The sequence below is a fragment of the Parasphingorhabdus pacifica genome, from assembly GCF_054779195.1.
In genome coordinates this window covers 563,533-576,612 of sequence record NZ_BAAGYS010000006.1, presented here as the reverse complement: position 1 = coordinate 576,612, position 13,080 = coordinate 563,533, and the positions used below count along the sequence as shown (strand labels likewise).

The 13,080-nt window shown below is 66.2% G+C and carries 9 protein-coding genes and 1 tRNA gene; 8 read left to right on the top strand and 2 right to left on the bottom strand.

Annotated elements, in window-relative coordinates; all coding sequences use genetic code 11:
- Positions 1–115: 115 nt before the first annotated feature.
- The 7 genes from ACYVAN_RS08775 to ACYVAN_RS08745 all read left to right on the top strand — a co-directional run bounded on the left by ACYVAN_RS08775 (position 116) and on the right by ACYVAN_RS08745 (position 7,562).
- Entirely contained in the window at positions 116–400 is a 285-nt protein-coding gene (locus ACYVAN_RS08775; RefSeq protein ID WP_460957564.1) for a hypothetical protein, read from the top strand.
- Positions 397–1,248 (top strand): hypothetical protein, encoded by an 852-nt coding sequence (locus ACYVAN_RS08770; protein ID WP_460957562.1) that lies wholly within the window; start codon positions 397–399, stop codon positions 1,246–1,248. The genes ACYVAN_RS08775 and ACYVAN_RS08770 overlap by 4 nt, the downstream gene beginning before the upstream one ends.
- Positions 1,245–3,446, top strand: a complete 2,202-nt coding sequence (locus ACYVAN_RS08765; protein ID WP_460957560.1) for a hypothetical protein — start codon at positions 1,245–1,247, stop codon at positions 3,444–3,446. Before ACYVAN_RS08770 ends, ACYVAN_RS08765 begins: the two co-directional genes overlap by 4 nt.
- A gap of 189 nt (positions 3,447–3,635) precedes the next feature.
- A complete protein-coding gene (locus ACYVAN_RS08760) occupies positions 3,636–3,842 on the top strand; it encodes a hypothetical protein (protein ID WP_460957558.1) in 207 nt (68 codons plus the stop codon).
- An 11-nt stretch (positions 3,843–3,853) separates the two neighbouring features.
- Positions 3,854–6,109: a DUF3631 domain-containing protein gene (locus ACYVAN_RS08755; protein WP_460957556.1), complete on the top strand. Its 2,256-nt coding sequence runs from the start codon at positions 3,854–3,856 to the stop codon at positions 6,107–6,109.
- A 69-nt stretch (positions 6,110–6,178) separates the two neighbouring features.
- Positions 6,179–6,415: a helix-turn-helix domain-containing protein gene (locus ACYVAN_RS08750; protein ID WP_460957554.1), complete on the top strand. Its 237-nt coding sequence runs from the start codon at positions 6,179–6,181 to the stop codon at positions 6,413–6,415.
- A complete protein-coding gene (locus ACYVAN_RS08745) occupies positions 6,399–7,562 on the top strand; it encodes a site-specific integrase (protein WP_460957552.1) in 1,164 nt (387 codons plus the stop codon). Before ACYVAN_RS08750 ends, ACYVAN_RS08745 begins: the two co-directional genes overlap by 17 nt.
- A 102-nt stretch (positions 7,563–7,664) precedes the next feature.
- Here ACYVAN_RS08745 and ACYVAN_RS08740 read toward each other — a convergent pair whose 3' ends face one another.
- Together ACYVAN_RS08740 and ACYVAN_RS08735 are read right to left on the bottom strand one after the other, a co-directional pair.
- On the bottom strand, positions 7,665–11,267 hold the full coding sequence (locus tag ACYVAN_RS08740; RefSeq protein ID WP_460957550.1) for an NB-ARC domain-containing protein: 3,603 nt from the start codon (positions 11,265–11,267) through the stop codon (positions 7,665–7,667).
- Positions 11,268–11,469: 202 nt separating this feature from the next.
- A tRNA-Ala gene (locus ACYVAN_RS08735) sits at positions 11,470–11,542 on the bottom strand.
- 158 nt (positions 11,543–11,700) lie between these two features.
- Between ACYVAN_RS08735 and ACYVAN_RS08730 the strand changes: the two genes are divergently transcribed.
- Positions 11,701–13,041, top strand: coding sequence for a phenylacetate--CoA ligase family protein (locus ACYVAN_RS08730; protein ID WP_460957548.1), 1,341 nt, complete (start codon positions 11,701–11,703; stop codon positions 13,039–13,041).
- Positions 13,042–13,080 lie beyond the last annotated feature (39 nt).

The following is a 13,080-nucleotide window of genomic DNA, read 5'->3' as shown; positions in this document are numbered from 1 at the left end:
CCCAGCAGCACCGCTCCGCCAAGAACGCCTGCTGGGCCGGGTCTCCCACCGATCACGAAACCGTTAGGAGATCTCTGATGCTACGGATCGCCACCAGCCTCGGTGGGGGTGTGCGGTGAAAACCCTGGTCATCGGTTTGCTGAATCTGCTCATTGAGTTCACCGTGCTCGTGGTCCTGCCGTTGGCTCTGCTGGCTGTGGCTGGCCTGCTGCGGTTCACCGTCCTGACCGTCTCGCCGGTGGTCGTGCTGTTGGCCCTGGCTGTGGCCTCGGGTATCGCCCGCACGGTCGGTCTCGGATGGTTTGGCCTGGGTGTGCTGCTGCGCCTGGTGATGGCCGTCGTCGACGGGCTGGGTGTTCGGGTGCCAGCCCCGCGGCTTCCTTCGGGGGTGAGCCGATGACGACCGCGAAGAGTGCCTACCCGGTGCCGGTGGCAGAGCTGCTGCCGCAGGCCCGCCAGCTGGTCGAGGAGCTGGGCCGGACGCCGAGCCGCAACCAGCTCATGGCCGAGCTTCGGATCGGTGCGCCGAAGGCCCGCGAGATCCTGGATCACCTGGCCCGGGAGACCCCGGCGAAGGCTTCCAACCCGGCGGGGCTGCACGTGGTGGCCGAACCTGCTCCGGCCGAGACCGAGCCCACCGAGACCCACGACGACGAACCCGCCACGACCGATCCTGAGTCCACCGAGGTGGAACCGGTGGCTGAGTCTGAGCCGGTTCCCGCCGAGGCTCCGGAGCTGGTGCGTGAGGAGCCGTCTGAGCCGATCACCACGGCTACAGACCCGGCCGAACCCGCCGACGAGCAGACGGTGAAGCCGATTGCGGTGTGGCCGGTGATGCTGCTGGCGCTGCCGGCCTTCGTGGCGATCTGGTCGGGCTGGGTCGGACTCGGTCAGCTGACCGGGTTCGGGATCGTGCATCCGCTGCCTGGGATCGCGGATGGGTTCGCGATCAATACCGCGATCACGCTGCCGATCGGTGTGGAGACCTACGCCGCCTACGCCCTGCGGGTCTGGCTTTCCGGCCAGGTCCCGCCGCGTGCCTGCCGGTTCGCGAAGTACTCCGCGCTGGGCTCGCTGCTGCTGGGGGCGTTGGGGCAGATCGCTTTCCACCTGATGAAGGCCGCCGGCATGACCTCCGCCCCCTGGCTGATCACCGCTGCCGTGGCCTGCCTGCCGGTGGCGGTGCTGGGCATGGGTGCCGGCCTGGCCCACCTGATCAAAGACAACTCCCGGGAGGTGCAGCCATGACCGAGCAGCCGCAGAACCCCAAGCACGACGCCACCGAGCACGAGGCGGCCGAGGGCGGGCAGGCGCAGGTGCTGCGTTTTCCCTCCGAACGCCTCCAGCCTGACCAGACCGCCAGCGGCAGCGAGGCGGAATCGCGGGTCATCGAGGCGGAGCTGGTCGACGACCTCGACCGGGCCCCACAGGTAGACCAGACCGCCACGGAGACGGGGTCGAGCCTGGTCCGCCACGAGAAGCGGGCACCAGTGCTGCCCAAGTGGGCCAGCGACCTCGACGAATTCCGCGAAACCGCCCGCTGGGCCGTGGGCTACGCGGGCCACACCCTGGCGTTCCACGCGGTGCGCTGCCCGGTCTACCTCGGCCGAATCCTGATGCGGGTTCCCCAAGGCACGCTGCGCCTGCTGGGCGGTTTCCTGCGGTGGGTGACCGACGCCGAAGGCCGGCCCGTTCGCCACGCGGCCGCTGACCGCGCCGACGCCGCCGAGTACCTGCGCCTGTCCAGCCAGCGTGATGGCCGCGTGCGAGGCCGGGTCTACGCCAGCGCCGGCCTGGGCGCGGCCGCGTTGGCAGCGTTCTTCCTCGGCCGGGCGATCCTGCCGGAGCTGGTGCAGTACGCGATCGTGGCCGGGGCTCTCGGCGCGGTGGGCTGGTTGGGAGCACCGGCGGATCAGCCGATCGCCTCCCGGGCGGTGGAGGCGACCAAGGTGCCGAAGTTGACCAGCAACGCCGTCGAAATCGCCCTCGGCTCCCTGGGAATCTCCGGTATCAACCAGGCGATGGCCAAAGGCGGGGTCGGGATCGGCTTCCCGAAGCCCATTTCCCGAGATGGCAAGGGCTGGCGCGCCGATGTGGACCTGCCCCACGGCGTCACGCCTGGGGACATCATGGATCGCCGGGAAAAGCTCGCCAGTGGTCTGCGTCGGCCGCTGGGCTGTGTGTGGCCGGAGGCTGACAACTCCGAGCACGCCGGCCGCCTGATCCTGTGGGTGGGGGATCAGGACATGCGCAAGGCCAAGCAGCCCGTCTGGGCGCTGCGCAGGGGCGTCAAGGTCGACCTGTTCCAGCCGCAGCCCTTCGGCACCGACCAGCGCGGCCGGTGGGTGGACCTGCGCCTGATGTTCACCTCGGTGGCGATCGGGGCGATCCCGCGCATGGGCAAAACCTTCGCGCTGCGCGAGCTGTTGCTCATCGCCGCCCTCGACCCGCGTGCCGAGCTGCACACCTACGACCTCAAGGGCACCGGTGACCTCGACCCCCTGGAGAAGGTCACCCACGCTCACGGCGTCGGTGACGACGACGAGGAGATCGAGAAGGCCCTCACGGACCTGCGGAAACTCCGCGACGAGTTGCGCAGGCGGGCGAAGCTGATCCGGGACCTGGCCAAGCAGGGCTTGGCGCCGGAGAACAAGGTCACCCCGGAGTTGGCCGGCAAGAAGAGCCTCGGGCTGCATCCGATCGTGATCGGGGTGGATGAGTGCCAGGTGTGGTTCGAACACCCCGACCACGGCGAGGAGTTCGAAGCTATCTGCACTGACCTGGTCAAACGCGGCCCCGCGTTGGGGATCATCATCATGCTGGCCACCCAGCGCCCCGACGCCAAGAGCCTGCCCACCGGCATCAGCGCCAACGTCTCCACCCGCTTCTGCCTGAAGGTGCAGGGCCAGACCGAAAACAACGTGGTCCTCGGCACCAGCAAGTACAAGCAGGGCGTGCGGGCCACCACGTTCGCCTGGGCCGACAAGGGCATCGGCTACCTCGTCGGCGAAGGCTCCGACGCCCAGATCGTGCGTACCGTCGCTGGCCTGGACGGCCCGGCTTCGGAGAAGGTCGCCGCCTACGCCCGCACCCTCCGCGAACAGGCCGGAACCCTCACGGGGCACGCCATCGGCGACGTGTCCGAAACCGAGCAGGCCAGCCGCAAGGACACGTTGCTCGAAGACATCCTCGCGGTGTTCGCCGAGACCGAGGCGAAGGTGTGGAACGAAACCGCGATTTCCCGGCTCGCGGAGCTGCGCCCGGAGATCTACGGCCAGTGGGAAGCCGACGAGCTGACCGCCGCGCTCAAGCGCCACGGGGTGCGGGCCAACCGCCAGATCTGGGGCACCGACGAGCACGGCACGGGCCGAAACCGGCGGGGCTTCCATCGCGCTGACGTCGCCGAAACCTATACGAATCGTGACCAAGGGTGGGGCGCTGGTTAAGCCCCACAACGCCGCTAGGTCTAGCCGGCCAGCCCGCTAGACCTAGCGGCCCCGCTAGCAAACCCCATTCCCACTGACCAGCGCACTAGCTCCTAGCGCGCTGCGGGCCAGTGCGTCCAAAAACAGTCCCGGAGGCCACCTGTGACCCCCACCGACTTCGCTAGCCCACCCACGATCGCTCTACTTCTAATGGTCACGTTCGGTTACTTCGTGACGTGCTGGTTCTGGCCGTTCAAGACCTGCCGTACCTGCCGAGGCACCGGCACATTGCGCTCCCCATTCCTGCGCGCCCTCCGGCTCTGCGCGCCCTGCCACGGCACCGGACTCCGCCTACGTACCGGCCGCAAGGCCATCAACGCCGCCCGCCGCGTCCACCGCGCCAACCACCACGACTGAAAGGGGCTGCTATGACTACGAACCTCACCATCGCCAGCTGGCTCGCCGCTCACGGAATGCACGTCTTCCCGCTGCGCCCGTTCAGCAAGCGACCGATGGCCAACTGCGTGCACTGCAAGGCCGGCCACGCCGCACTGGCCGCCTGCCGGTGCCTGAGCGCAGAACGGCCCTGCCACGGGCTACTGGCAGCCACCACCGAGCCAGAGCTAATCCGGCAGTGGTGGACCCGCACGCCCCGCGCCGGGGTCGGCATCGCCACGGGCCCGTCCGGCCTGGTCGTGCTCGACCTCGACTGCAAGGACAAGGCACCAGCCCCGGCCGCGCACGACGTGCCCAGCCTGGTCGGCAACGGGTTGGAAGCCCTCGATGCCCTGGCCACCGCCGCCGGAGCGCCGTGGCCGGCCACGCTCACCGTCGCCACACCCTCCGGTGGCCGGCACCTGTACTTCCGCGCACCGATCGGTCTGGACGTGCCTAGCGACGCCACCGGCCGAGTAGGACATCAGATCGACGTCCGTGCTCAAGGCGGCTACGTCGTCGCTCCCGGAACCAGCATCACAACACCCCCGGAGGACGCTGCCGGCGCCTACAGCCGGATCTCAACGACCGCTGAGATCGCCGAGCTGCCCGCCTGGCTGCGAGCCCGAGTCACACCCCCGGCCACACCGGCACCGGCAGCTCCCAACCTCTCGGCAGCCCGGCCGGGTGATCACGCTCCGGGCTACTGGCAGCGCGTCTGGGCAGGCCAGCTGACCAAGGTCGAAACCGAACCAGGAGAGCGCTGGCGCCTGGTCTACGCCGCCGCTCGCCGATTGGCCAACCTCGCCACCCACGACACCGCCCCCTGGACGGCAACCGAGGCGATCGACGCCCTCACAGCCGCAGCGCTGCGCCGACGTGAGCGCACCGGCAAGCCCCTCGAACCCGCCGCCGCCCGACGCAACGCCCTCCGGGGTTGGGAGCGCGGAACACGACGGTCCGGAATCCCTGCACGGCCTCGGAAACCGCATCGCATGACCACTAGCTCGGAAGGAGGTAGTCCAATGACGTCTCAACCCAACGGCGCCGGGCTACTGGACCAGCTGCACACCGCGCTGACCCGCTACGTCATCCTGCCCAGCCCGCAGGCGGTGGACGCCGTCGTGCTGTGGATCGCCGCGACCCACGCCCAGGCGGCATGGGCACACGCCCCGCGTCTGGTGATCCGCGCACCGGAAAAGCGCTGCGGGAAGTCACGGTTGCTAGATGTAGTCGAGGCCGTCTGCTACGAGCCGCTGATCACCGTCAACGCCTCGCCCTCGGCGATCTACCACTCCATCACCGACGACCCGCCCACGATGCTGGTGGACGAAGCCGACACGATTTTCGGTGCCGAGGCCGCGAGCAACGAGGACCTGCGAGGTCTGCTCAACGCCGGCCACCAGCGCAACCGTCCGGCGATCCGGTTCGACGCCAACACTCGCAAGGTCGAGGCCATCCCCACGTTCGCCATGGCCGCGTTGGCTGGCATCGGAGCTATGCCCGACACCATTGAGGACCGCGCCGTGGTCGTCCGGATGCGGCGACGCGCTCCGGGCGAGTCGGTCTCGCCCTACCGACACCGCCGCGACCGTCCGGCCCTGACGCACTTGGGCGACCAGCTGACCGCCTGGCTTCGCGGCGACCTCAACGTTCTCGAACGCGCCGAACCGGAAATGCCGCTGGAAGACCGAGCGGCCGACACCTGGGAACCACTGATCGCAGTGGCAGACCACGCCGGCGGCAGCTGGCCGGACCGCGCACGCCAAGCCGCGGTTGACCTCTTGGCCGAAGCCACCGACAACGACCAGGGCACCATCCGCACTCGGCTGCTGATCGACTGCCGCACCGCGTTCAACGACGCGCAGGTCATCTCCACCGCTGATCTGCTCCGGCAGCTCAACTCCGACCTCGAAGCCCCGTGGCGCGACTACGGGCCTGGCGGGTTGAGCCCGGCGAAGCTGTCCAAGCTGCTCGCCGAGTTCGAGGTGAGGTCAGCAAACGTCCGGTTCCCCGACGATCTCAGGCCAAGGGCTACCGCCGCGCCGACTTCGCCGACGCCTGAGCGCGCTACTGCCCGCCTGAGTCCCCTGCGGGGGAGGCGTCCCAGCCGTCCCAAGCGTCCCAGCCCATGTCAGCGCGGGACGGCAACACCGACTGGGACGGCTCAAGCCGTCCCACCCAGATCACCGGCCCAGTCCCTTGGGACGGCAAAAGCCGTCCCAGCAACCCAAGCCGTCCCATCCTGACCTGCATTGGGACGGATGGGACGGCTGGGACGGCTACCCCACGCACCATCAACACCAGGGGGGGATCGCATGACCACCGCGCACTTCTCGGCTGAGGGCGTCCCACAACGCCTGCTGTACCCGGTCCGCGAAGCGATGGTTCTGCTCGCGCTGAGTCGATCGACCATCTACGAACAGCTTCGCTCCGGTCGGCTCCGCTCCGTCACCCAGGGCGCCACCCGCCTCATCCCAGCGTCTGCCCTCACCGACTACGTGGAACTGCTCGAAAAGGAAGCTCAGGAGGACGGCAATGGCGAAGCGGCGTAGCCGAGGCGAAGGCGGCCTGCACTGGCACGAGGGACGGCGACGTTGGATCGCCTGGGTAACGGTTGGTTTCGATGCTGCGGGCAAGCGCAAAACTCGCAGCGCAAGTGGAGTTACGAAGACCGAGGCCAAGGACAAGCTTCGGGAGCTCGTTGACAACCGCGAGAAGAAACAGCCTGCACCGAGTAGCTACACCGTCGAGGATGCGGTTCGAGGCTGGCTGTCCTACGGGCTGAGTGGGCTGTCCAAGTCCACAGTCGAGAACTACCGGAACAACGTCGAGATGCACGTGATCCCGTACCTGGGCAAGAGGAAGCTGGTTGATCTGTCTACAGAGGATGTGGAGCGATGGCTGGCGGACCGAGCAATCCAGCTGAGCACTCGGACGCTGCGGCTCTTGCACTCCCTCTTGAGCCGCGCCGTCCGGTACGCCCAGGCACGCGACAAGGTCATGCGCAACGTGGTCGAGCTGTGCGAGATCCCGGCAGGGCAGGAAGGACGCCCGTCGAAGTCCCTCACCCTCGACCAGGCCGAGGCAGTACTGAAGGCGTCAGAGAGCTCGAACATGCACGCCTACATCGTGCTCTCGCTGTTGATCGGGGCTCGGCAAGAGGAGCTTCGCCCCCTGACTTGGGATCACGTCGACCTCGACGGTGACCCGAATGCAGATCCTCCGAACCCCCGTTCGATCGAGGTATGGCACTCAGTTCGCGAAGGCGGCGACACGAAGACGAGGAAGTCACGGCGTACCTTGGCGCTCCCCGCCCGGTGCGTCGTGGCGCTCCGACTCCACCGACTTCGTCAACGCGACCTGGCACGACGCCAAGGTCGGCAGTGGGCTCCCACAGGGCTGGTCTTCCCGTCAGTGAACGGCACAGAACTCGACGCCCACAACGTTCGACGAGCGTTCCGACGAGTCGTCAAAGCCGCCGGCCTTGAACCAAAGCAGTGGACACCCCGCGAGATGCGGCACAGCTTCGTCTCCATCATGTCCGCATCCGGCGTCTCCCTGGAAGACATCGCCCGCCTGGTCGGCCACAGCGGAACCCGGGTTACAGAGTTGGTCTACCGGAAGCAGATCCGACCGGTCATCGCCGAAGGAGCAACTGCAATGGACAGCATTTTCGAGAACGCTAAAAGGAAGAAGTAGGAGGGTTCTTCGAGGACTGGGGCCCGCGTTGTTCTACTTCGGCTCCAGTCCCCCTACATATAGTTCGGTGCGAAATCTGCAGTCCATAGAGCTACGTACGGATCAGACCTCCAACCGAAAAAGAAAGATCCCTCTCTCCCCTACCGCAGCAAATCCGGAACCGTCGGGGAACCAAACACCGTGCTCACAGCTTTCGGATGTCCTCAACGCCGAGACGCACCTACCAGTTGCCGACTCCCACAGCCTCACGGTTTTATCGTTACTATACGTGGCGAGCCACGTCCCATCTGGGCTGATCGTCACCGACCAGACATGGTCGGCTTGGACTTCGAGAAGGTCAAGTTCCGTTCCATCAGAACCCCACAGCCGAATGGCTCCGTCGTCTCCACTCGTGGCGAGCCAGGTCCCGTCAGAGCAGATATCCACCGAGCCGACGGCATCTACATGTCCGGTCAGGGTAGCAATCTCGGTGCCGTCGGTACGCCACAACCGAACGGTTTCATCGGCGCTAGCTGCCGCCACCCATGTGTCATCAGGACTGATCGCCACCGAGTGAACCCAGTTCTTATGACCGGTGAAAGTAGCGAGGTGGGAACCATCGTCACCCCACAACCGCACCATCCCATCGTCACCACCGGTGGCGAACCAGGTGCTGTCCGAGCTTATCGCCACAGATCGAACCGAGCCAGCGTGGCCAAGAAAACCCGTTTGGTTAGTGCGATCAGCCCACCACAACTGCACCATCCCGTCATGGCCACCGGAAGCTAACCACCTACCGTCCGGACTGATCGCCACGGAACGGGCGGGGCCAACATGGCCAGCGAAGCTGGCGAGTTCATCACCCTCGACACTCCACAACCGCACGGTTCCATCTTCGCCGCCGGTGGCAAGCCAACGGCCGTCCGGGCTAATTGCTACCGCATCAACCGTGCCGGTATAGCGACCGAAGGTTGAGTGATCCGTGCGATCGACTCGCCACAATCGAACGGCGTCGTCGCCCACTGTGGCCAGCCAATCGCCGTCCGGACTAATCGCTATAGAGCTGACCGTGCCGACATGGCCAGCCAGGGTGACAAGTTCGGTGCCATCGGGACGCCACAGCCGCACCGTCCCATCCTCATCTCCAGTAGATAACCACGCGCCATCCGGGCTAATTGCGACAGGCCAAACCGTGTTCATGTGGCCCGTGAATGTAGTGCGGCGGGACCCGTCGACACCCCAAATATGCACAGTGTAAGAATCGCCAATAATGGCGATCCAAGTGCTGTACGGACTAATCGCCATATGCCTGCCCGTACGGGTTCGGACAGTGAATGTTGAACGGTGTGTGCCGTCGGCCCACCACAACCTCACCGTGTCGTCGTGGCTAGCAGTGGCTAACCACGCACCGTCTGGGCTGATCGCCAACGAGCTGACCGTGCCGGTCGCTCCGATCAAGGTGGCGAGCTCGGTGCCGTCAGCCAACCACAACCGCACCGTGCCGTCATGGGCAGCGGTGGCTAACCACGCACCGTCCGGGCTGATCGCCAACGAAGCCACCCCTTGAGCATGTCCAGTGAGGGTAAGGCGGTGGCTGCCGTCGACATTCCACAACCGTACGGTCCCATCACTCCCGCCGGTGGCAAGCCAGCTCCGGTCTGGACTAATCGCCAACAACTCGTCAGCCCCAGCGGGAATGGTGAATGCGGCGATCTCCACGCCGTCGAAATCCCACAACCGCACGGCCCCGTGGCCAACGGTGGCCAGCCAACTGTCGTCTGGACTAATCGCTACTGACGCGACCCGGCCGTTGTGGACCGGCAGTACCCGTTCCAGGGCCGGGTCAGCGCTGTCGGGAAGCGCCGCGATGGCAGCCAGAAAGGGGCGGGGGATGGTTGCCGAAGCAGCAGTGAGGTAGTCGGCTAATTCTGGGTAACCGTGCAGCCGCGACAGTAGGGTTGGCGCTAAGGTATTAGCCGGCTCCATTGGATGTAGCAGGTGAGCATTCTGGGCGATTGCGCGCCGCAGCGCCAAAGCGTTTATTCCAGTGGCGTAGCCGATATCGCGTTCCACCGCTGCAGGGCTGTCTCGATGTAGAACAGCGGTGATCCACCGAAAATCACAAACAGTATTGTTAAGTTCGGTGGTAAACCCAGCGTGATGAAGGTGGCGTGATAGCGCCGACCACATATACGGCTCAGTACTCGGTAGCCCCCACCACTCAGTACGCCCATTCAATGTCGCCAGTCCCACACGATAGGCGCCCAGTAGCGCCTGGTGATAATCGGGCAGGTCCGCAACAGCACGATGGCGCACGTACTCCCGCATTACGTCGTGCAGCCAAAGGCACTGCTGTTCACGATCAAGTTTGTATCTCGACACCAAGGACAGATCGAACAACTGTAGGCAGAGTTCTTCGACCTCGGCAGCGCCCAGACCCGCGGTGTGACCCCAGTAGGTCTCCAGAGTCTCCTGACCAATGACGTCGTCCTCAGCGAACACGGCCAACTCAAGATACCGGTCCAGCCATCGTGGATCGTCCTCAGCCAATAGCGATAGGCTGACCTCGACCGTGTTTGCCACCGCGAGCCGACGCTGGTCGGCATTGGCGACGTCCAACGCAACCGGCCCTCTAGAAGAAAGCCGGTCATTCACACGCGTTACCGCTTCCTCGGCTGACAATCCACGGCGTACGTACCGGTGTATCGCACGATTAGCTAGTGCCATAAGCAACGGCCAGCGCCCGGTCCGCAACACCAATGGCTTCCAGTCCACACCGCTGCTGTCCAGACCTTCCGCCAGCAACTCGCGCGACTGCTCCGGAGTCATCGCATCCACGGTCACCGGGACCGTGTCAGCCGGGAGCACTCCCTGCACCCGCGTAGTCACCAATCGCCTACACGACAGGCCGCCAATAAGAAACGGCTCCAACTGGGCGGATCGCCATACATCATCGATCACAAGCAGACATCGTTTGCCCTCCAACACCGCCCCAAGGTGCTGACCAGCTTGTTCGGGTTCCGTGTAGTGCGGCCGGGCACCCGAGACCAGCTCAGACAGATCGTTGATCCTGCGCGCTAGATCCGCGCCACGGACCTCCTCCCCGAGCGTCACCCAGTGCACTCCGTCGGGAAACCGCGACGTGACCCTGTCGTCGCGGGCCACCGCGTTTGCAACGGTGGTCTTTCCGAAGCCGCCGGCTCCGGTAACCCCTGTCAAGGCGACCACATCGCGAGGCCGTTCCTTGACTAATGCATTCACTACCAGGTCAGAAACATCCCGACGGTCCACCAGCGTGTTCGGCAGAGCTGGCACTCCACTTAGCCTGGTATCTGTTCTGGGCTGCACGGGAAAAGTGACGTTTCCATTGATAGTTCCAGCTTGAAGGACCACACCCGCATCGCTCGCTACATTGAGCACCTGCTGGGCGACCAGCTCTGAACGCTCAACCCCCCTCGGCTCATCATGGTGCTCGGCTGCCGCTGGCGAGGACGTTCCCTCACCCTTCGAAGGAAAATTCTTTGGCGCAGGTGACCTGGGGAAAAGCTGGTTCAGCAATGCGAACGCAACAGCAGCAAGACCGGCGACAGCGCCGACCATGCTGGCGACCTGGTCACCCTTGTCAAGGTCAACTATGCCGGTCCTGATGACTAGGAAGGCACCACCAACAATGGCGGTGACTCCAGCAATAAGGCCCCAGACTCGCGGACTGCGCAGCCACGCCACGTTGTGCCCCCAACAGCAATCGCGGATGTGGCGTCGCACTATAGCGCGGACGGCACGAGGCCGTGATCTACCCATGGGAAGCGCCAGCAGCTAGCCCGCTGCATAGCCCACCACCGCAAAGTTGGCTGCGATAGACAGGCAGTTAGACAGGCAGCAACGAACCAGGGCCGATGCTCGGAAGCATCGGCCCTGGTCATCTGGGTGGAGCTGACGGGATTCGAACCCGTGACCCCTTGACTGCCAGTCAAGTGCGCTACCAGCTGCGCCACAGCCCCATGTTACGGTCTTCAGTTGTTCGCCCCTGCGGCTCTCGGTTTCGTTCTCCCGTTCACCGCGTGCTTGTATAGATTACAACAGCCCCAGCGGCCCCTTCGCAGGGGGGTCCCCTCATTGGCGCTACCCAGCTCGTGCCGGTGGGTGCTAAACCGGGGCGGTGGCGCATTCACAGCGCGCATCGCCGCCGCTCCTCGCCCCCGATGCCGAGGCGGTCGATCCGCAACGCCGCCGTGCGCTGCAGGAAACCCGGCTGCAGCGGCTGATCGATCGGCTGTTGGTGGTCGGCGGGCTCCAAGCGGACCGGCTGCGCGAGCACGGGGTGGACAGCGGGGCCGATGTGCGCCTGGGCGACCTGCACCGGTTACCGACCGTCGACAAGCGGGACTTGGCGGAGCACTACCCGTACGGGCTCCGCGCCTCCCGCGCCGACGACATCGTGGCCGTGCACGGTTCCTCCGGCACACACGGGGAGATAACGCTGGTGCCCTACACCGCCCACGACGTGCACGTATGGACCGAGGTGATGGCGAGGGCGCTCGCCGGCGCGGGCACGACCCGGCGCAGCAGCGTGCACTCCGCCTTCGGCTACGGCTTGTTCACCGGTGGCCTGGGCATGCACTACGGGGCGATGCGGCTGGGCGCCACCGCGCTGCCCGCCTCCAGCGGGGCGACCGACCGGCAGCTGCGGATGGTCCTCGACCTGCGACCCGACGTGCTGTGCTGCACTCCCTCCTACGCGATCTACCTGGGCGAGTCGTTCCGGGCGACCGGGATCGCCCCCGGGCAGCTCTCACCGCGAGTGGGGCTGTTCGGTGCGGAACCGTGGACCACGCGGATGCGCGACGAGATCGAGGAACTGCTCGGGCTGCGCGCCCTCGACATCTACGGAATCACCGAGATCATCGGACCAGGCGTCGCCTGCGAATCCCTGGACTCGGGCGGGCTGCTCAACATCGCCGAGGACCACTTCTACCCGGAGGTCGTCGCCCCGGACGGGACACCGCTGCCCGACGGCACGCGAGGCGAACTCGTGTTCACCACGCTGACCAAGACGGGCATGCCACTACTGCGCTACCGCACCGGCGATATCGCGACCCTGCACCCGCCGGAACCCGACGCGCCCCGCACGCTCCGGCGGATGAGTCGCGTGCTCGGCACGACGGAGGACCGGATGACGATCCGGGGTGTGACCGTCTTCCCCGTCGAGATCGAGTCCGTGGTGCTCGCCGATCCCCGGGTCGCACCGCACTACCTGGTGGTCGAGGACCGGCGCGACCCGGGGCAGCCCGAGTTGCTGGTGGCGCTGGAGACCCGCGACGCCCACGAGGACGCGGGACGTCTCCGGCGCGACCTGGAGCACGCGGTGCTGCAGCACCTCGGGCTTTCCTGCACCGTGCGGGTGCTCGGGCCCAACCACTTTCCCCGCATCGAGACCGGCAAGACCAGACGAATGGTGCGCTGGAACCACGGCGTGGCCCCCCTGCCCGGGCTGGAATGAGCCCGGCCGGGGCGCCCCGGCCACACGCAACCGGGAGCG

What these genes read in the sequence shown, in the direction of transcription:
- ACYVAN_RS08770 (WP_460957562.1), top strand. Translation starts at nt 397, where the DNA reads ATGACGACCGCGAAGAGTGCCTACCCGGTGCCGGTGGCAGAGCTGCTG.
- ACYVAN_RS08765 (WP_460957560.1), top strand. Translation starts at nt 1,245, where the DNA reads ATGACCGAGCAGCCGCAGAACCCCAAGCACGACGCCACCGAGCACGAG.
- ACYVAN_RS08760 (WP_460957558.1), top strand. Translation starts at nt 3,636, where the DNA reads ATGGTCACGTTCGGTTACTTCGTGACGTGCTGGTTCTGGCCGTTCAAG.
- ACYVAN_RS08755 (WP_460957556.1), top strand. Translation starts at nt 3,854, where the DNA reads ATGACTACGAACCTCACCATCGCCAGCTGGCTCGCCGCTCACGGAATG.
- ACYVAN_RS08750 (WP_460957554.1), top strand. Translation starts at nt 6,179, where the DNA reads ATGACCACCGCGCACTTCTCGGCTGAGGGCGTCCCACAACGCCTGCTG.
- ACYVAN_RS08745 (WP_460957552.1), top strand. Translation starts at nt 6,399, where the DNA reads ATGGCGAAGCGGCGTAGCCGAGGCGAAGGCGGCCTGCACTGGCACGAG.